This window comes from Flagellimonas olearia (genome assembly GCF_004150225.1).
GTDB classification, from domain to species: Bacteria; Bacteroidota; Bacteroidia; order Flavobacteriales; family Flavobacteriaceae; genus Flagellimonas; species Flagellimonas olearia.
Map to the genome: position 1 here is coordinate 823,026 of NZ_ML142907.1, position 20,101 is coordinate 843,126.

Below are 20,101 nucleotides of genomic sequence, written 5' to 3' on the forward strand. Positions count from 1 at the left end.
TTATTTTTAATATGTTCAACAATAAAAATTGCGCAATGATAAAGTTACTACCCCACAGAAAATTTCAAGCTTTTGCCATACTCCCAGTGGCCACCCTCCTTGTGGCTTCCTGTGGATCGTATCAGCAAGCTTCGTATTACGAAGATGGCATTTATTCCAGCGGTGACCGCGTAGTCCGTGTAGAGAAAAAATCTGCAGAGGCCATGCGCATTGAGGAACAGGAACAAAACATATATGGCGATTATTTTGGCCAAAAGGCTGATGAATATGCTGAAATATTGGACGAGGAAATCTTCACCGATATTGACAGCTATTCCAGTCAAATGCAAAACGACACCATTCCATTGGGTGAACAAACCGACTATTTCGCCTATAACAATACTTATAATGGCAATCCTGGATGGGGGGATAACCCTACCAGTCTCACCATCAACGTGTACGACAACAATTGGGGATGGGGCGGCTATTACGGCTGGAACGACCCTTATTGGAGTTTTGGCTGGGGCTATCCCTACTACAGTTGGGGATGGGGCTGGAACAGACCATGGAGATATAACCGTTGGGGCTGGGGATATGCAGGTTACTATGGCTGGGGCGGTTACCCCTACTATGGTGGCTGGGGATACGCAGGCTACTATGGTGGTTGGGGCGGATACTACAACTACGGCTGGAGACCCTATTATAACAACAACCATTACGGCAGAAACTATGCCTATAATAGAACTCGTAGGGGGTACAACACCATTCCCGGCACAACCCTTAGAAGAAGTTCCAATTTGGCCGCCAGGACCAGAACAAGCGGATACACCTCAAGATACAGGACGGACAGTGGACGTTCCAATTTGAGTAGAAGAACGGCTACTTCTTCAAGAAGCTCCAGAACCTATAGCGGTTTGGGCTCAAGAAGAACCGTAAGTGCCGATGCCATAGCACGGAACAGGGATTACAGAAGCAGTAGAAGTACGCGGACCACTCCCAGATATAGCAATGGTGGTTCCAGCACATACCGATCTTACGGAAGCTCTCCTTCCACAAGAAGCAGCGGCACCTACAGAAGAAGCGGAACCGTGAACCGTAGTTCTTCCTCACCAAATTATCGTAGCTCCGGCAGAAGCACCAGAAGTTACCAATCTTCACGTAGTAGTGCTCCAAGTCGAAGCAACTACAGCAGGTCTTCTTCTGGATCAAGTTCAAGAAGCAGTGGCTACCGAAGCAGTGGCTCCAGTTCCAGAAGTAGTGGAAGCTACCGAAGTTCCGGTAGTAGCTCCAGAAGTTCTGGAGGTAGATCTAGCGGTGGCTCGCGCTCATCAGGAAGAAGTGGCGGAAGACAGTAAATCCCAGAAATCCATCTTAACTCATTAAAAAATTGAAAATGAAACGAATCTCAACTTTCATAATGGTATTGGCATGCACTTTTGCAACGGCACAAACCATAGACGATGTCTTGCGGTACAGCACCGAAAATATTCAGGGAACGGCCAGATTCCAAGCCATGGGCGGTGCATTTGGCGCACTTGGTGGCGATTTATCGGCCTTAAATGTGAACCCTGCCGGCTCTGCGGTATTCAATTTCAGTGAACTGAGTGTCACCGGGTCCAACTACCACAGAAACAATGATGCCCTTTTTGGGAACAGCCTTCGAAATACCACAGACAATTCATTGGAATTCAATCAAATTGGAGGGGTTTTGGTTTTCAAATCCGCAAACAGTCCATGGCAGAAACTTGCATTGGCCTTCAACTATGACATGGTCCAAAACTTTGACGACAAATTTGTTGCTGAAGGAAATACCGCTTTGGGCATAGATAACTACTTCTTAAACTTTGCGCAAGGACAAGCCCTAGGCCCCTTGCGTGTGCAACAAGGTGAATATATAGAGGATGCCTATCTGGACATTGGTTCCAGTCTTGGATTTGGTGCCCAACAAGCCTTTCTCGGGTTCCAAGCAGGTATTATTGAACCTACGGTGGACGATGATAACAACACTTCCTATTTTTCCAATGCGGAATACAACAGTGTCAATCAGGAATACCGACAGAGCACCAGCGGCTACAACAGCAAGTTTACCGTGAACTTTGCGGGGCAATACCAAGAAAATCTTTATTTGGGAGCTTCCTTGAACTTCCATAATATTTTGTACGATAGAGTCACTTTTATGGATGAAACTGGATACGATCAGGATTCACCCGTGCAATTCACCACCTTTGACAATCTTTTGCACACGGAGGGATATGGATTTTCCTTCAGTTTGGGCGCCATTGCCAAATTGAACGAAAGTGTCCGTGTTGGCGGTAGCTATCAATCTCCTACCTGGTATGAGTTGACGGACGATACCTCGCAGCGCATCAACTCTTCATTGGCGGTGTCCGACATCAATTTTATTGACTTTGGTATCGTGAACCTCTACGAAGAATATCGAATCAAGACTCCAGGTAAACTTACCGGAAGCGTTGCGATTGTATTTGGGCAGGATGGCCTCTTGAGTTTTGACTATGGATACCAAGACATGTCCCAAGCGGAGCTCAGACCTACATCAGATCCAAATTTTTCTTCGGAAAACAATTTTATCGCTGACGCCTTGGGCGTGGTCAACACCTATCGACTGGGTGGGGAATTCCGTATTGATGAAGTAAGTTTAAGAGCGGGATATCGCTATGAGCAAAGTCCTTATGAAGATGGAGAGATCATTGGAGACCTGAATGGTTTCTCTGGAGGTATTGGCTACAGCTTTGGCGGAAGCAGACTGGATTTGGCCTTTAGCCGAACAGAACAGGATGTAAATACCTTCCTGTTTGATTCCGGTATCAACAGCGCTGCCATGATCAATAGGATCAACACCAATATCTCCTTGGGATATACGGTCAAGTTCTAACGTAACGTATTTTGAAAAAACACAAGGTCGGAGGAATTCCGGCCTTTTTCTTTTTAGCGCACTAGGGAAAAGTGTCTGCGAACGGACCGCGCCACCAATACGCCCTCGTCGTCACGATCATATTCCAGCTTAAACCAATAGTCCGAAGAAGGCAAGTCCCTTCCATTGAACGTACCATCCCAACCGGCATTGATATCCAACTGTTTCAACAGCTTGCCATAGCGGTCAAAGATGAATACCGTTGGATTGGACAACTGGTCAATACCATACACATTCCAATTGTCGTGCACCCCATCCCCGTTGGGTGTGAAGAACTTGGGATAGCCCACCACCAAAAACGGAATCGGGTCCGACATGCCGCATCCGTTCTTATCATTGATGACCACCTCGTTCATTCCAGGAGGCACATCCATAAAAATAGGGTCGTCCTGAAACTCCCCACCATTGATGGCATATTCATAATCCCCATCGCCGTCAGGTACAAACTCAACATTATAGGGATCGGTTTGGTCGCTGTATACCAAATCATCCAGAATGGTTACCGTTAAACTAGGAATACCGTAAAATGTAATCAGAATACCTCCTGGGTCATTTACTGTCGGTGGAGTTCCTGAGGCTGTTGTAATTTCAGCATAATAACGTCCTGAATTGGGACTCGAAACCACAAGCTCAGCCCCAAAAGGACCTGTTCCCGACAATGTAGCATCAATAACCCCATCATCATCATAATCAACTGTCCAATCCACATTAGCTATATCTGAACCCACAGGTGTATTCAGAGCACTCAATACAATATCCGGGTCACCTTCACAGGCTGTGATATCCAATCCCAAAAATTCATCCCGAAGGGTACAATCCAAGGCCGTATCTTGATCATTATCCACCGAAGTCCCTGTAAATGTCAGGATAAACGATTCGGGGTCATCATCAAAATTGGTGTTATAATTGTTGATGTACAAGTAGTAGATTTCACCTGCGGTGACATTTAGCCATTCATCATAAGTATTTTGGCTCTGCTTTACAAAGGGAGCCCCTTCCCTACCATCCACAGGGTTAATTCCAATCCCTGTAAAACCGGTATCATTGGTCTCGTAATTACATCGAATGGGTTGGGCCGTTCCATCACCCACTATGGTACAAAAGTTTTGTCCCGTGGTCTGGTCAAAAGGTCCATATACCGCAAAATCCCACTCTGCCGTGATAATGCCACCTGGGCTTGGAAGCGCTTCAATATCAAATCCAATTTGCCCGTCGGTACCTGCCCTAAAAACATACCAGCCTGTATTGTGCTCAATATTGGCGGAGCTATTGCTCCCTTTCTCCAAACAGCCGGTCTGAATAATTACCTCGGGGTCAAAATCGTCAATATCCCCACTCCCATCGGTGGTTCCCATAATAGGGGCATCTGCACACACAGGAATAGCTGTTCTACAATCTGGGGAGTTTTGAGCGCTTGCTGCCAAGAAGGAAAGTAAAAAGCAACATACAGCGCTAAATAGAGCTCTCATAGAATTTTTGGGGCTAAAGGTTATGCTACATATAACCTCTATAACTCCATAGTAAGCTCTTTTAGTATTTTTTGTCGAAAAAATATGCCGTTAATCGATGAAATGCATTTCCGCTACCGCACCAAAGAAAAATGGCTCTGCAGATATTTGGCGTTCACTCGATTACCGTTATCATCCAGATAGGACAATTTGAACCAATAATCGGTAGAGGGCAATGGCTGACCATTCAAGTTTCCGTCCCATCCGGCATCGAACTCGGTCATTTGTTTGATCAATTTACCATAACGGTCATAAATAGTGACTATGGGCGAACTCAATTCTGAAAGACCTTCCACATGCCACTGTTCGTTGAGCACATCTCCGTTTGGCGAAAAGCTGGACAGATAGCCCACGACCACAATATCTTCCTTGACCTCACCGCACCCATAAATATCGCGCATGGTGACTTCATGCCTTCCGGGAAGCACATCTTCAAAGGTATTGCTGGACTGAAAATCCCCATCATCCAATCGGTATTCCAGTTCGGTATTGCTTTCCGTGATGATCCTAACCGTATTCCTCGGTTTAAAGTCATCGATTTCCACGTCAGTTATCACCGGTAATTCGGAAATATTCACGGTAATGGTCTTAGTGGTTTCGCAAGAGGAACCACTGGAGGTATGGGTCACGGTGACCGTGTATTCCCCTTCTTGGGATACCATAATACTTGGACTTTGTTCCCCGGTACTCCATTGATAGGTAAAGTTGGGATTGGGCATGGTTTCCCCAATGACAATGGCACCAGCCCCTTCACAAATCACCATTTGCTCCGAAAAGGTCAGTTCAGGAACCTCAATGGCGTCCAACAGAAAACTTTCGGACGTATCATAACAATCCGGATTGGCCAACGAGGTAGTCCGTACATAAACGGTTTCTTGCCCCGGGCTTTTGGCGTATTGCTTTTCCAGCGGATTAATTCCTGCATCGGCATCGGCCTGCGAACTATGGTAGCTCACTATAAAATCGTTCGGGTCTTGGGAGCCCAAGGCCTCCGTATCCTTTATGGAAAGGTCAAAAATCGTATCGGGCGTATGGCAAAAAGCCACATCACTCATGGTGTTGGTTGCAGGGACTGCATTGAATCCCACTTGGACATCACTTATAATGGTTCCGGTACCGGTTGTGACCACAACCCGATATTGCGCGGAATTGGGCACAGTGTAGGTAGAAGCATTTGCCCCAGAGATCAATTGAAATCCACCGCCCGCATCCCTATACCACTCATAACTTACCGCACCAGAGGTGCTGGCATCCAACACTACGGTTTCATCAGCACAAGCGGCGATAGGCGGTCCCAAAAGATTGTTGATGATGGAACAGTCCAAAGCATCGTAGGGGTTGGTCAACCAAATTTCACCGGTAAACTGTATGGAAAATCCAGAATTGACATTGCTGAAGTTATTGATAAAAAGATAATAATCCTGCCCAGCTTCTACTTGGAGCCAGTCTTCATAATGGACGGATTCCTCATCACCCGTTGGGTCCTCACCCACCCCAATAAACCTTTTGGAGTCACTATTATCAAAAAAATTGCAACGGACAGGTTCCCCCAACGCATTACAATCACTGGCTTGGTAGAGTGCAAAATCCCAATCTTCCGAACTATTATGTCCAATATTGAACCCCAATTGCCCTGAAGCATTAGTACGAAAACGGTACCATGCGGAGTTGGATTCTATGGTGCCCGAAACCGTCTGTTCCAAGCATCCGCTGGAAGCGGCCCCATTAAAATCATCTGCACCAAAATCATTGGTCCCCCCGTTAACGGGCGTATTGTTACAAATGGGAATGGCAGTGGCACAATCCGGCGATACTTGGGCATATCCAATTTGCCCAACAAGGCAACAAAATAGTATTTTTAAAAAGGGTTTCACCATAAAAGACTGTAGGTTTGGGCATTATAAAAGTAGAAAGTCCCCCTCCTTAACAATAATTTATGTTGTCAAACCTCCGCTATCAGATGTTAAATAGTTCATTAATGTATATCTTTGCTTTCTTGAAGAAACAGCTATGAAAATAGAGCAGGCATTGGAAGAACAGTATGAAGATAGGGGCAACGATCATGTTGGCTCTTCAACCGAGACCCCTATGAGGGAAGATGCTTTTGTATTGAGCGATGAGGAAAAAATTGAACGGATACAGAAAAGTGTACGTGAAATTATGTTGACCTTGGGTCTTGATTTGGATGATGACAGTTTGGCCGGCACCCCTAAGCGGGTCGCCAAGATGTACGTAAAGGAAATTTTTGGCGGACTGCACCCCAAAAGAAAGCCGGAATCCTCCACATTTGAGAACAAATACAAGTACGGCGAAATGTTGGTGGAAAAGAACATTGTTCTTTATTCCACTTGCGAGCACCACTTATTGCCCATTGTGGGTAGGGCGCATATTGCCTATATTTCCAACGGTACGGTTGTTGGGCTTTCCAAAATGAACCGTATTGTGGACTATTATGCCAAACGTCCCCAAGTACAGGAACGATTGAACATTCAAATCGTGAAAGAGATGCAGCGCGTACTGGGCACCGAAGATGTAGCCTGTGTTATTGATGCCAAGCACCTTTGCGTAAATTCAAGGGGAATCCGTGATATTGAAAGTAGCACCGTGACATCCGAATATGGCGGAAAATTCAAAGATGAAGCCGTAAGACGGGAATTTTTGGATTACATCAACCTGGATACCGACTTTTAATCCTACCTTTTTAAATGCAACCTTACAAAGACCAAAACCTAAGAGTACACAATTCACTTTCTGGAAAAAAAGAAATTTTTGAACCTATAAACGAAGGCCATGTGGGCATGTATGTTTGCGGTCCCACGGTGTATAGTAATGTGCACTTGGGCAACTGCCGTACTTTCATGTCCTTCGATATGATTTTCAGGTACTTTAAACATTTGGGCTATAAGGTTCGCTACGTGCGCAATATTACCGACGCCGGGCATTTGGAGAACGATGCCGATGAAGGTGAGGACAAGATTGCCAAAAAGGCAAAGTTGGAGCAGATTGAACCTATGGAAGTGGTACAGCGTTATACGGTGGATTTCCATAACACCCTGCAACAATTCAACTTATTGCCCCCAAGCATTGAACCTACTGCCACCGGGCACATTATTGAGCAAATAGAGATCATCAAGGATATCCTGGAGAAAGGATTGGCCTACGAGGTCAATGGTTCCGTGTATTTTGATGTGGTCAAGTTCAATAAGGATCATGAATATGGGAAATTGAGCGGAAGGAAGTTGGAGGATATGATTGCCAATACCCGTGAGCTTACCGCCCAGGATGAAAAACAAAACCCTCAGGATTTTGCACTTTGGAAAAAAGCCGAACCGCAGCACATCATGCGTTGGCCCTCACCTTGGGGCGATGGTTTCCCAGGATGGCATTTGGAGTGTACCGCCATGAGTACCAAATATTTGGGGGAGACCTTTGACATTCACGGCGGGGGAATGGATTTAAAGTTTCCCCATCACGAATGCGAAATTGCACAAGCTGAGGCCAGTACCGGAAAATCTCCGGTAAAGTACTGGCTCCATGCCAACATGCTTACCCTCAATGGAAAGAAAATGTCCAAATCCACGGGCAACAATATTTATCCCTCTGAAATCATCAGTGGCAACAACGATATCCTGAGCAAGGCCTATTCACCTGCCGTGGTTCGCTTTTTTATGATGCAGGCCCACTACACGAGCATCTTGGACCTCAGTGATGATGCCCTTCAGGCTTCGGAAAAGGGATACAACCGATTGATGGATGCCCTAAACGGCTTGGAAGGGTTAAAAACAGGCGCATCCTCTAATTTTGATGTGGAAGCATGGAAGCAAAAATGCTATGATGCCATGAACGATGATTTCAACACGCCCATCCTTATTGCGCATCTTTTTGATGCCGTAAAACACATCAACCTTATCAAGGAAGGGGACGAAACCATCACTGAAGCGGACAAAGCGTTGCTCTTATCCACCATGAACAGTTTTGTTTATGATGTTTTGGGCATTGAGAACCAATCCATGGGCCAAAATGATTCCAACGCTTTGAATGGTGTTATGGAATTACTGATTGAACTGCGCAATGAAGCCAGGGCCAACAAGGATTTTGCCACTTCGGACAAAATTAGGGATGAATTGACCACTTTGGGTATTCAGTTAAAGGATGGAAAGGACGGCACAACGTTCAGCATCAATTAATAGGATCAACCCATAAACTTGGACTGGTATTCTCCGGGAGACGCCTTGATTTTTCGCTTGAACAGTCGATTGAAATAGGAACGGTTTTCAAAACCGCACTCCAAGTAGATTTCCTTTATCTTTTTATTGGGGTCCTGCAACAACTTTACGGCCATTTTAATCCGTTCACTGTTGATGTATTCGATGGGCGTTACCCCCAATTCCTCTTTAAAGGTCTTATGAAAATGGGATTCGCTCATGCAGGCCTTTTTACTCAGTTCACCTACCGATAAGTTTTCATGCAAATGAGTGGAGATATAGTCGACGGTATAAGCCAGTCGGTTGTGGCCGGCCAATTTTGAAGCATTCTCCTCAATGGTCTTTTTCCTGCTTCCCTGCAGAATCCGGATAATCAACTCCTGCAACATATTGTCCACAAAGAAATCCTTGGAGGGGTGGTTTTCGGTAAAGAGGTACAGCAACCTTTGGATAATACCATAGATACTGGCATCATTGGTAAAATGGAAATTGTAATCGACAAAAGCCCATTCAGACCCATCGTGCTTGGGCATGGTCTCGTTCATGAGTCCAATGACCCTGCGTATCTTCTCGTCGGATATGGCCATGGCCAAACATCGGGTAGGGTTATCCTGATCGGCCTCTGGAAAATCTATGCACATCATTTCATTGGAAGGTAAAATCAAGGATTCTCCCGGTAAAAAATCGAATGCCTTTTTATCGCGAAGATGCATCACCTTCTTTCCAATGAGCATGGAAGCCAGTACGGGCTGGTCAAATTGAAGCAATACCCGTTCCGCCTGCAGATGCGTTTCAAAAACATGCATGGCGGCATTGTTCAAGGTGTAGGAGGTTTGGTTTTCCACCAAATGCTCCAATTTTCGTTCCTTATAAAATCGTTCGGAAAGCTGCATACCAATACCTACTTCGTAAAATTTAAACCTAATACTTATTAAATATAAAAAATTACGACCCAATAATTGTTAAAAATATAACCGTAAACAGGATTGTGCACTAAAATAATAGAATACGTCAGATGACCGGGTATCAAATTCAATACTTTTAGAATCAACACATTGGGACTTAGGCCCTTTCAAAAATTAATTACACAAACACCCAGTATTATGAGCAATGTACAAACTACGGAGCGTAGCGTTTTGGAAAAACCTTCGTTCAAAAATCAGTATGAAAATTATATCGGAGGTAAGTGGACCCCACCTACCAAAGGTGAGTATTTTGAAAACATTTCACCAGTGGATGGACAAGCGTTCACCAAAATCGCACGATCTACGGCCGAGGATATCGAAAAAGCCATTGATGCCGCTTGGGAAGCCGCTCCTGCATGGAACAACTCATCGGCCACCTATCGAAGTAACCTACTGCTAAAAATTGCCGATGCCATGGAAAAGAATCTTGAGGTTTTGGCCCGGGCAGAAACATGGGACAATGGAAAACCACTACGGGAAACCCGTGCCGCAGACCTTCCATTGGCCATTGATCATTTCAGATACTTCGCCGGGGTTATCCGGGCCGAGGAAGGTTCGGTCAGTGAATTGGATTCGAACACGGTCTCCATGAACATTTTGGAACCTTTGGGCGTGGTGGGGCAGATCATTCCTTGGAATTTCCCACTACTTATGGCTGCTTGGAAAGTGGCCCCAGCACTGGCCGCCGGGAACTGCGTGGTACTTAAGCCAGCGGAGCAGACCCCTGTGGGTATTCTTGTATTCATGGAACTGATCGAAGACATCCTTCCTGCTGGAGTACTCAATATTGTCAATGGATTTGGGGTTGAAGCCGGAAAGCCTTTGGCCTCCAGCCCACGTATAAACAAAATCGCCTTTACCGGGGAAACCACCACAGGGCAATTGATTATGCAATACGCTTCAAAAAACATCACCCCCGTAACTTTGGAGTTGGGCGGTAAATCCCCCAATGTGTTCTTTGAAAGTATTATGGATGCGGATGATGAATTCTTTGACAAATGTCTGGAAGGCGCCGTGATGTTTGCTTTGAACCAAGGAGAAGTCTGCACCTGTCCATCCCGAATGTTGGTCCAGGAAAGCATTTTTGACCAGTTCATCGAACGTGTGGTAGAGCGAACCAAAGCGGTAAAATTGGGGCATCCCCTAGACCCAGACACCATGATGGGCGCCCAGGCTTCCAACGATCAGTATGAGAAAATCCTCAACTACATCAACATAGGAAAAGAAGAGGGTTGCGAGGTACTTACTGGCGGTGATGCTGCCTATAACGAAGGTCTCGAAGGTGGCTACTACATTCAACCCACCATCTTAAAGGGAAATAACAAAATGCGGGTCTTCCAAGAGGAAATATTTGGTCCTGTGGTCTGCGTCACCACCTTTAAAGATGAAGCCGAGGCCTTGGAGATAGCCAATGACACCCTTTATGGATTGGGTGCCGGGGTATGGACTCGTGATATGCACCAAGCCTATAAAATCTCTAGGGAAATACAAGCCGGTAGGGTTTGGGTAAATTGTTACCACGCCTATCCTGCACATGCTCCCTTTGGAGGTTACAAAAAATCTGGTATCGGTAGGGAAACCCATAAAATGATGCTCAATCATTACCGACAGACCAAAAACATGCTGATTTCCTACGACAAAAGTGCTTTGGGCTTTTTCTAAAACACAGATGATGACAGAACGCGTTTTGGTTTCGGAAGATGCCATGAAAATCATAGACCAGCTAAGGGAAGAACATGGTGAACTCATGTTTCACCAAAGCGGAGGCTGTTGCGATGGTTCCTCTCCCATGTGCTTCCCAAAAGGGGAGTTGATGCTCAATGAGACCGATGTGTGGTTGGGGGCCATCCACGACTGTGATTTTTACATGAGTAAAGACCAGTTTGACTATTGGCAACACACCCAGCTTACCGTTGATGTGACCAAGGGTCGCGGTTCAAGCTTTAGTTTGGAAATTCCCATGGGTATCCGTTTCGTAATCAAATCCCGAATGTTCACGGACCAAGAACGGGAACATTTGACCCCAATTCATTTAGCGTCAGAAGAAGTATGATTCTTGCCCCGACTTAAGTCGGGGCTTTTTTTTTACCTTGCATGTCCTTATCCCTTACGATGAAACGAATTTTGATAGCCCCCTTTGTATTGCTGGTAAGAGCCTATCAACTGCTTATTTCCCCATACCTTCCCGCTACCTGTAGGTACTCCCCCACCTGCTCCCAATACACCTTGGAAGCCCTAAAGAAACATGGTCTGTTCAAAGGAGGGTGGCTCTCCCTAAAACGAATAGCGAGTTGCAATCCGTGGGGAGGCAAGGGATACGACCCTGTACCTTAACTACAATACTACATTGGCAAACCCTGTAAACTTTTATAAGCAGTAACACCAACAGGGCTCAAAAATGCAATAATCCAACGGTCCGTCCACTCAAAGTAGTTATATTAGTCCAAAAATTAAGTACGATGTATTTTCTTGGTTTTAATTGGAATCCTGAAGGAACACTGTTCAAAATAGGATTCATTCAGATAAAATATTACAATCTGCTTTGGATTGCCGCCTTTGTAGTAGGATGGTTCATCATGAAACGGATTTTCCAAAGAGAGAAAAAGTCCATGGAACAATTGGACTCCCTTTTCATATACACCGTGGTTTCCATTATGTTGGGCGCCCGTTTGGGCCATGTCTTTTTTTATGACTGGGCCTATTATAAAAACCACTTGTTGGAAATTCTTTTGCCCATTCGGGAGAGTGCCAATAGTTCGTTGTTCGGTTTCATCAACGGGTATGAGTTTACCGGTTTTACCGGATTGGCCAGCCATGGTGCCACCATTGCCGCCATCATTGGGGTATGGCTCTACTGCAGAAAATGGGATAACATAGGAGTGGTCTGGTTATTGGATAGACTGGTCATTCCTTCTGCCATTGGTGCTAGTTTTGTTCGTATCGGTAACTTTTTCAACTCCGAAATCAATGGAAAGATTGTGGACAAATCCTTTTTTCTGGCGACTCGATTTATCCGGGATTCGGATGACATGCCCTCATACAAGGCTATGGCTTTGACACAAGAAAAAACGGCAGGAGCCGCGTACAATGCCATTGAACACAATCCAGATTTTGTCGAAGTTTTGCAATCCATTCCTTACAGGCATCCCGCACAATTGTATGAGGGGGTTTGCTACTTATTCGTGTTCATTATCCTGTACCTACTGTATTGGAAAACAAACAAGGGAAATAAACGAGGCTTCCTCTTTGGGTTGTTTTTGGCGCTTTTGTTCTCTGTTCGCTTTGTGGTGGAATTTTTCAAGAAAAGCCAGGGCGGTTTTGAAGAAAACCTAGGCCTTTTTTCCACTGGGCAATGGTTAAGTATCCCTATGATCGTTCTTGGGATTCTTTTCATGTACAAACCACTTCCTTCCACCAGATATCATTGATTATGCGTTACCTGTCCATTGTTCTTTTTGTCCTCACTGTAATTTCATGTAAAACACAAAACAAGAAGGAAATCAAGACGGCTACCATAGAATTCAAAAAAGAAGGGGAACTGTCCATTCTGCAACGTGAAACGGATTCCCTTTTGGTCCATTTTGATATTGAAATTGCCGATACCGACTACGAGACCCAAACCGGTCTCATGTACCGGGAATCCATGGAACAAAATCAAGGAATGCTCTTTATCTTTCCCGATGTTGCCATGCACTATTTTTATATGAAGAACACCGAGATTCCTTTGGACATCATTTATATTGATGATGCCCGTAAAATTGCCAGCTTTCAGAAAAATGCACGACCCAATGATGAAACCAGTCTTTCCTCAGAAGTCCCTATCAAATACGTCTTGGAAGTCAATGCCGGGCTTTCTGATACATTGGGAATACAAGTGGGTGACAGCATTGCCTTTACCAAAAAATAATGTCGAAATATCTCCTGGAAGGCCAAACCACGGAACGATTGCTCTTTCGATGCATCCAACCATCGGATTTTGATGATTGGTTACCGTTTTACCATGAGCCAAAATCCACCCAGTTTTGGGAAGGACTTCCTTTGGACCCCATAGAAGCATGCCAGTTACAATTTGATCGCATTTTTGAACGCTATCAGAATGATTTAGGCGGCATGAACGCTTTGGTCCTTAAGGAAGCCGGACAATTGGTGGGTATCTGCGGCCTACTTGTCCAAACAGTGGACCATTTGGAAGAATTGGAAATAGGCTATTCCATATTGCCCCAGTTTTGGCAACGGGGTATTGCCATTGAAGCAGCCCAAAAATGCAAGGAATTTGCTTTCGAACATCATTATGCCGATTCCTTGATTTCCATCATCCATGTCAACAATGTTCCTTCACAAAAAGTGGCCTTGAAAAATGGAATGCATTTACAAAAGACCACTTCCTATAAAAACAATCCCGTCCATATTTTTAGGGTAGATCGGACATAATCTCTAATTTCATGCCTTGAATAGAGATTTTCCTCCAAAGCATGCAAACCACCAGAAATTTTGCCGTTTTAATCAATAATGCCTCCAATACATCCAGCTTGATCCACAATCTATTGCATCAAGTTTCCATAGAAGGCTTTGAAGAATTGACCCCAAAAAAAGGAGCGTTATTTTCTCGAAAAGAGATAGAACGATTCATGGATGAGGAAGAACGGCATGATCTCAAAATCTTGACCCATTCCACCCATCAGTCCCTTAAATCCATGAGCAGTGGGGAGCAGAAAAGAGCATTGCTCAACCATTTAATGGCACAAAACACTGATTTTCTGGTTTTGGTGAATCCATTTGATAACTTGGACGTGGCCACGCAAACCTATTTAAAGGAAGAGTTTTGCACCATAGGAACAAACAAAACCTTGGTTCAACTGGTAAGCAGGTCGGAAGACATCCTACCCATTACCACGGACTTTTTTAAACTGGAAGGTGATACTTTGGTTCAGTACGCCTCCAAAGAATCCTTTTGGGAAGCCAATCAACCGAATATGGTATCATTTTCTGGGTCTATCCCCCCTCCTTTGGACCCCATTCCTCTTGACGATTTAGAACTAGTCCATTTTGATGGCGTATCGGTCAGTTTTGACGGCCGTAAAGTCTTGGACACTATTCAATGGCAGGTAAAACAAGGGGAATTTTGGCAACTGATAGGCCCCAACGGCAGTGGAAAAACCACCCTTTTATCCATGATTACCGGAGACAGTCACAAAGGGTATGGGGAAAAGCTTTCTCTTTTTGGCAAGAGAAAAGGTAGCGGGGAGAGTGTCTGGGACCTCAAAAAAAAGATTGGTTATTACACTCCGGCCATGACCGACAAATTTGGAGGGTACCACACTCTGGAACATATGGTCATCTCGGGGCTTCATGATTCCATTGGCCTTTATGTGTTGCCCACACAAACCGAAAAACTATTGGCCCGCGAATGGCTTAAGGTTTTGAATCTGTATGACAAAAGAGACCAACTATTTAGAGAGCTTTCGGCAGGGAACAAACGGTTGGTCATGACCGCCCGTGCCATGATCAAACACCCTCCTCTTCTTATTTTGGATGAACCCACTGCCGGACTGGACGATGCCGGTGCTGCCCTTTTTGTGGCGTTGGTCAATAAAATTGCCCAAGAGAGCCATACCACCATTATTTTTGTTTCACATAGGACCGAAGCTGGGTTGAACCCCCAATTCAATTATGTGCTGGAGATGAAACCCACAGGTTCGGTTGGAAAAGTAGTCCATCATGAAAATCAGTAGAGCTACCGAGGCAGACGCCACCAGTATTGCCCTTTTGGGAAGGTTTACCTTCACCGAAACCTTTGGCCACCTTTTTAGGGACAAGAACGACCTAATGGAGTATTATGAGCGTACCTTTGCTGTGGAAAAGCTGGCCAACAGTTTAAAAAAGGGCAGCAATGCGTACTGGTTGGCTCATATTGATCAGCTTCCAGTGGGATATGCAAAACTTAAATTGCATTCTCCTTCCCCATTTATTGATTCCAGAAATGTGTGCCAGCTCCAAAAGATATACGTGCTCAAGGACTTTTTATCCCAAAAAGTGGGTTTGGCCCTCCAGACCGAAGTCCTAGATAAAGCCCAATCAGATGGTTTTGAGCATATCTGGCTTTCCGTACTCAAAGAAAACAAAAGGGCCATTGCATTTTATGAAAAGAATGGGTTTGAATTCCTTGGAAGCCACTCTTTTCAAATTGGGTCCGAACATTTTGAGTTTAATGCCATGGGCAAAAGACTCGTCTGAGCGGGGCAGAAAAAAATAACACATACTGATGCAAAAAAATAAAAGCCGTTCTTTGAACGGCTTTTATTCATATAATCTAAAACTTGATCTATGCTGTCAATGCAGCAATTTTCTTCTTCAAAGAATCGAACATTACTGGAGTTGCGATGAACACGGATGAGTAGGTACCTACAACAACCCCGATGATCATGGCGAACATGAATCCTCTTAAACTCTCCCCTCCAAATATGAAGATGGCCAATAATACGATCAACGTGGTCAAAGATGTATTCAAGGTACGGCTCAACGTACTGTTCAAAGCTTCATTGATGTTCTCACCGGCTTTCCAACCTTTAAGGCCCACTATTTCACGGATTCGGTCAAATACCACCACGGTATCGTTCAACGAGTAACCGATTACGGTTAGAATGGCCGCAATGAATGCTTGGTCAATCTCCATGTTAAAAGGCATAATACTTCCTGTTAACGAGAAGATTCCCAATACGATCACCACATCGTGGAATACCGCTACAACAGCTCCCAAAGAGAACTGCCATTTTCTAAATCGCAATAAAATATATAGGAACACTACTGCCAACGATCCCAAAATGGCCAAAAAGGCATTTTTCTTGATGTCGTCCGCAATGGTAGGTCCTACTTTCACCGATTGTAAGATTCCAATGGACTTTTCAGATGCCCCTACGGTAAAGTCTTCAAAGGAAGTACCATCGGGCAAGTATTTTTGCAATGTGGTGTAAAGCATGTCCTGAATTTCATTGTCAATCTCTACACCCTCTTCGTCCACTTTATAGGGAGTGGTAATCTTAATCTGGTTGGCATCCCCAAAAGTTTTCACATTGGTTCCACTACCAAATACCTCGTTCAATTCTGAAGCGATCTCCGACGGGTTCACCGCTTTTTCAAAACGAATCTGATACGAACGTCCTCCAATAAAATCAACCCCTTGCTGAAGTCCATTGGTGAATAGGGAAAATGTACTTACCACCAATAAAATTCCAGAAATAATATAAGCTATCTTTCTTTTGGACAAGAAATCGATATGCAGATTGCTGAACAAGTTCTTGGTAATCGCCGTGAAGAAATCCAAACGTCTACCTTTTTTGGCCGTGTAGGCCTCAATCATCAATCGAGTCACAAAAATGGCCGTGAACAAAGACGTTACAATACCTATCAATAAGGTAGTGGCAAATCCTTTAATGGGTCCCGAACCAAAAATGAAAAGAATGATCGCGGTCAGTCCAGTGGTAATGTTCGCATCCAAAATAGAGGACAGTGCATTTCCGAAACCATCCGCAATGGCCTGGGCCTTTCCTTTCCCTCGAATCAATTCTTCTTTTACCCTTTCAAAAATAAGCACGTTGGCATCCACTGACATACCAATGGTCAGCACGATACCTGCTATACCAGGAAGGGTCAATACCGCCCCCAGACTTGTCAATACCCCAAAAATCAATAGAATGTTGAATATTAGGGCAATGTCTGCAAAGACACCTGCTCTTCCGTAGTAGAAAATCATCCATACCAATACAAAGAGCATGGCTATCATGAACGACGTGAAACCGCTATCAATGGCCTCTTGTCCCAATGATGGTCCAACCACTTCGGATTGGATGATTTCTGCAGATGCAGGTAGTTTACCGGCACGCAATACGTTGGCAATATCCTTGGTCTCATTTACTGTAAAGGTTCCTGTAATCTCGGAACGTCCACCTGAAATGGGTCCTGTGGAAACTCCAGGCGCTGTATAAACTTTATTATCCAAAACAATGGCAATACCGGTTTGGTTGCCATAAGCATCCCCAGTAAGTTTTTCCCATTCCTTGGCGCCTCGGGTGTTCATGGTCATGTTCACCGCAGGCTTGTTGTATTGATCAAAAGTATCCTGGGCGTCGGAAACTACATCCCCACTGATTCTTGGAACCCCATCCCTATTGGATTTAAGGGCATATAATTCCACTACTTCAGAATCTTGGGCAGGTCTCTCCCATAGAAACTTGACAAACTGAATGTCATTAGGCACCAATCTCTTGATCTGTGGCATTCTTAAATACCCACCAATTTCTGCCGTGTCGGCCACCAAAGCCCTTGCAATGGCATGGCTTCCTGGATTGGCAGGAATCAACTTACCCAACAATGGATTGGTCTCTTGAGTCATGTCCAAAGAATCTTGGGCCACATCGGACAATAGGGAATCTATTTCAGATTCTGGTTTGGCAATTACTTCCTCAACCACTTCTGGCTCCAAAATCTCTTTTAATCTTTCGTTGGCACTTACCAAGAAGGCACCCAAACTTTGGTTTCCTTGCTCATAGGTTTCCCAAAACTCCAACTGGGCGGTACTGGACAGCAATTCCTGTGCACGGGCAATATCCCTTGCGCCTGGAAGTTCCACCAAAATACGGCCAGAGTTCCCTTCCCTTTGAATATTGGGCTGGGTTACCCCAAAACCATCGATACGCTCACGGAGTACCTCAAATGCAGAAACAATGGACTCATCAATCTTTCTTCTGATGATGGGCTTCACCTCATCATCGGACATTTGAAAATTGATATCATCACTTAGGCCCTTATTGGCAAAAATATCCGGAGAGGCCAATTTGGTATCTCCCTTGATATTGTCAAAAGCTTCAAAAAACAACTCCAAATAAGTAGCATCGCTATTTTTGGAGGCATTATCGGCATCGGCCAATGCTTTGTTGAAAACTGGGTTTTTGGTATTGTTGGCCAAACCTTTCAAGATGTCCTTTACGGAAATCTGCAGGGTAACGTTGATTCCTCCTTTAAGGTCCAACCCCTTGTTCAGCTCCTTTTTCTTGGCATCATCATAGCTGGTAAAGCCCAAAACAGTGTTGTCACTGATGGAATCCAAATACGATGCCTCTAAAGCTTCACGCTTGGCGACATAATCTTCCTCAGCTTCCGAAATTTGGCTAACAGCGTAAGCCTCAGCATCCTTTTCCAATTTACTTGTAATAAAAGTAAAGGATAACTGATAGACACTCACCAAGCCAAAAAGGATCGCGAAAAGCCTTATAAGTCCTTTATTCTGCATGGATTATTAAATTTTTAGAAGTTTTCTTAAACAGCGTGCAAATATATCATTTCCGATAAGATTTGCCAATAGAAATTCATGTAATTGCAATTCTACTTAACAGTTACGCCATAAAAACAAAAAATGTCATTTTGAACCAGAGGCGAAATCCTGGAATCATTTCCGGGAAATCCACCACTTTTTTGGCTCAAAATGACACTTTATATGGTATCCTGACCTAAATTACAGTTGAAGCAGTCCGTTGGTTTTTTTAACCCCTTCGGCACTTTCCTGCATCTTGGCCTTTTCGGCATCGCTAAGCTCAATCTCAACGATTTTCTCTATACCGTTTTTACCCAACAACACGGGAACTCCAATACAGATATCATCCAATCCGTACTCTCCTTCCAAAAATGTGGAACATGGGTACATTTTCTTTTGGTCGCACGCAATGGCCTGCACCAACCCTGAAACCGCAGCTCCGGGAGCGTACCAAGCACTGGTTCCCAATAGCTTGGTCAATGTGGCACCACCAACTTTGGTTTCTTCCACGACCCATTGCATTTTATCTTCGGAAAGGAATTCCGAAACTTTTACACTATTTCGTGTGGCATGTTCAATTAGAGGCACCATACCCACGTCACTGTGTCCACCGATTACCATTCCATCCACATCAGAGATGGGTGCTTCAAGCGCTTCTGCCAATCTGTACTTAAAACGGGCACTATCCAAAGCACCACCCATACCAATGATCCTGTTCTTGGGAAGACCTGTGGCCTTGTGCACCAAATAGGTCATGGTATCCATAGGGTTGCTCACTACAATGATGATGGTATTTGGGGAATGCTCCAAAAGGTTGGTAGCCACAGTCTTTACAATTCCTGCATTGATTCCTATAAGTTCTTCACGCGTCATTCCCGGTTTACGTGGAATTCCAGAGGTAATTACCGCAATATCGCTCCCTGCTGTCTTGGAATAATCATTGGTGGTTCCGGTAATCTTGGTATCGAAACCATTCAAGGATGCGGTTTGCATCAAATCCATGGCCTTTCCTTCGGCATATCCTTCCTTGATGTCCAACAAAACAACTTCCGATGCAAAATTTTTCATTGCAATATACTCCGCACAGCTTGCTCCAACTGCGCCTGCTCCAACTACGGTAACTTTCATGTTTATAGATTTAAATTTTAATCGCTCAAAAATAAGGCATTTAGCTCAGAAAAAAACTGACTTTAACCAGTTTTAGC

At 44.5% G+C, this 20,101-nt stretch carries 17 protein-coding genes; 12 read left to right on the top strand and 5 right to left on the bottom strand.

Annotated elements, in window-relative coordinates; all coding sequences use genetic code 11:
• Positions 1 to 35: 35 nt before the first annotated feature.
• Both DN53_RS03845 and DN53_RS03850 read left to right on the top strand, forming a co-directional pair.
• The gene (locus DN53_RS03845; protein ID WP_129653073.1) at positions 36 to 1,334 is read left to right on the top strand and encodes a hypothetical protein; all 1,299 of its coding nucleotides are present in this window, start codon (positions 36 to 38) and stop codon (positions 1,332 to 1,334) included.
• Between the two features lie 38 nt (positions 1,335 to 1,372).
• A complete protein-coding gene (locus DN53_RS03850; protein ID WP_129653074.1) occupies positions 1,373 to 2,872 on the top strand; it encodes an OmpP1/FadL family transporter in 1,500 nt (499 codons plus the stop codon).
• Positions 2,873 to 2,925: 53 nt separating this feature from the next.
• Here DN53_RS03850 and DN53_RS03855 read toward each other — a convergent pair whose 3' ends face one another.
• Together DN53_RS03855 and DN53_RS03860 are read right to left on the bottom strand one after the other, a co-directional pair.
• A complete protein-coding gene (locus DN53_RS03855; protein WP_129653075.1) occupies positions 2,926 to 4,380 on the bottom strand; it encodes a T9SS type B sorting domain-containing protein in 1,455 nt (484 codons plus the stop codon).
• Positions 4,381 to 4,493: 113 nt separating this feature from the next.
• The gene (locus tag DN53_RS03860; protein ID WP_129653076.1) at positions 4,494 to 6,296 is read right to left on the bottom strand and encodes a T9SS type B sorting domain-containing protein; all 1,803 of its coding nucleotides are present in this window, start codon (positions 6,294 to 6,296) and stop codon (positions 4,494 to 4,496) included.
• A gap of 133 nt (positions 6,297 to 6,429) precedes the next feature.
• Here DN53_RS03860 and folE point away from each other — a divergent pair, with 133 nt between their 5' ends.
• Together folE and cysS are read left to right on the top strand one after the other, a co-directional pair.
• The gene (gene folE, locus DN53_RS03865; protein WP_129653077.1) at positions 6,430 to 7,110 is read left to right on the top strand and encodes a GTP cyclohydrolase I FolE; all 681 of its coding nucleotides are present in this window, start codon (positions 6,430 to 6,432) and stop codon (positions 7,108 to 7,110) included.
• A gap of 14 nt (positions 7,111 to 7,124) precedes the next feature.
• Positions 7,125 to 8,606, top strand: coding sequence for a cysteine--tRNA ligase (gene cysS / locus DN53_RS03870; RefSeq protein ID WP_129653078.1), 1,482 nt, complete (start codon positions 7,125 to 7,127; stop codon positions 8,604 to 8,606).
• Between the two features lie 5 nt (positions 8,607 to 8,611).
• Here cysS and DN53_RS03875 read toward each other — a convergent pair whose 3' ends face one another.
• The gene (locus DN53_RS03875) at positions 8,612 to 9,517 is read right to left on the bottom strand and encodes an AraC family transcriptional regulator (RefSeq protein WP_129653079.1); all 906 of its coding nucleotides are present in this window, start codon (positions 9,515 to 9,517) and stop codon (positions 8,612 to 8,614) included.
• Between the two features lie 210 nt (positions 9,518 to 9,727).
• Here DN53_RS03875 and exaC point away from each other — a divergent pair, with 210 nt between their 5' ends.
• The 8 genes from exaC (at position 9,728) to DN53_RS03915 (ending at position 15,823) form a co-directional block, all read left to right on the top strand.
• Positions 9,728 to 11,251, top strand: coding sequence for an acetaldehyde dehydrogenase ExaC (exaC, locus tag DN53_RS03880; protein ID WP_129653080.1), 1,524 nt, complete (start codon positions 9,728 to 9,730; stop codon positions 11,249 to 11,251).
• A 10-nt stretch (positions 11,252 to 11,261) separates the two neighbouring features.
• The gene (locus tag DN53_RS03885) at positions 11,262 to 11,642 is read left to right on the top strand and encodes a DUF779 domain-containing protein (protein WP_129653352.1); all 381 of its coding nucleotides are present in this window, start codon (positions 11,262 to 11,264) and stop codon (positions 11,640 to 11,642) included.
• Positions 11,643 to 11,701: 59 nt separating this feature from the next.
• Positions 11,702 to 11,923 carry a membrane protein insertion efficiency factor YidD gene (yidD, locus tag DN53_RS03890; RefSeq protein ID WP_116218370.1) on the top strand — a complete coding sequence of 74 codons (222 nt, stop codon included), beginning with the start codon at positions 11,702 to 11,704 and terminating at the stop codon, positions 11,921 to 11,923.
• Between the two features lie 125 nt (positions 11,924 to 12,048).
• Positions 12,049 to 13,017, top strand: a complete 969-nt coding sequence (gene lgt, locus DN53_RS03895; protein WP_129653081.1) for a prolipoprotein diacylglyceryl transferase — start codon at positions 12,049 to 12,051, stop codon at positions 13,015 to 13,017.
• 2 nt (positions 13,018 to 13,019) lie between these two features.
• Positions 13,020 to 13,496, top strand: a complete 477-nt coding sequence (locus DN53_RS03900; RefSeq protein WP_129653082.1) for a DUF192 domain-containing protein — start codon at positions 13,020 to 13,022, stop codon at positions 13,494 to 13,496.
• The gene (locus DN53_RS03905; RefSeq protein ID WP_129653083.1) at positions 13,496 to 14,020 is read left to right on the top strand and encodes a GNAT family N-acetyltransferase; all 525 of its coding nucleotides are present in this window, start codon (positions 13,496 to 13,498) and stop codon (positions 14,018 to 14,020) included. The genes DN53_RS03900 and DN53_RS03905 overlap by 1 nt, the downstream gene beginning before the upstream one ends.
• A gap of 41 nt (positions 14,021 to 14,061) precedes the next feature.
• Positions 14,062 to 15,321, top strand: a complete 1,260-nt coding sequence (locus DN53_RS03910; protein ID WP_129653084.1) for an ATP-binding cassette domain-containing protein — start codon at positions 14,062 to 14,064, stop codon at positions 15,319 to 15,321.
• Entirely contained in the window at positions 15,308 to 15,823 is a 516-nt protein-coding gene (locus DN53_RS03915; RefSeq protein ID WP_129653085.1) for a GNAT family N-acetyltransferase, read from the top strand. Before DN53_RS03910 ends, DN53_RS03915 begins: the two co-directional genes overlap by 14 nt.
• Positions 15,824 to 15,911: 88 nt before the next feature.
• Here the strand turns inward: DN53_RS03915 and secDF are convergent, their stop codons facing one another.
• Both secDF and mdh read right to left on the bottom strand, forming a co-directional pair.
• Positions 15,912 to 18,875, bottom strand: coding sequence for a protein translocase subunit SecDF (gene secDF, locus DN53_RS03920; protein WP_129653086.1), 2,964 nt, complete (start codon positions 18,873 to 18,875; stop codon positions 15,912 to 15,914).
• Positions 18,876 to 19,097: 222 nt separating this feature from the next.
• Positions 19,098 to 20,024: a malate dehydrogenase gene (gene mdh, locus DN53_RS03925; protein WP_129653087.1), complete on the bottom strand. Its 927-nt coding sequence runs from the start codon at positions 20,022 to 20,024 to the stop codon at positions 19,098 to 19,100.
• Between the last annotated feature and the right edge of the window lie 77 nt (positions 20,025 to 20,101).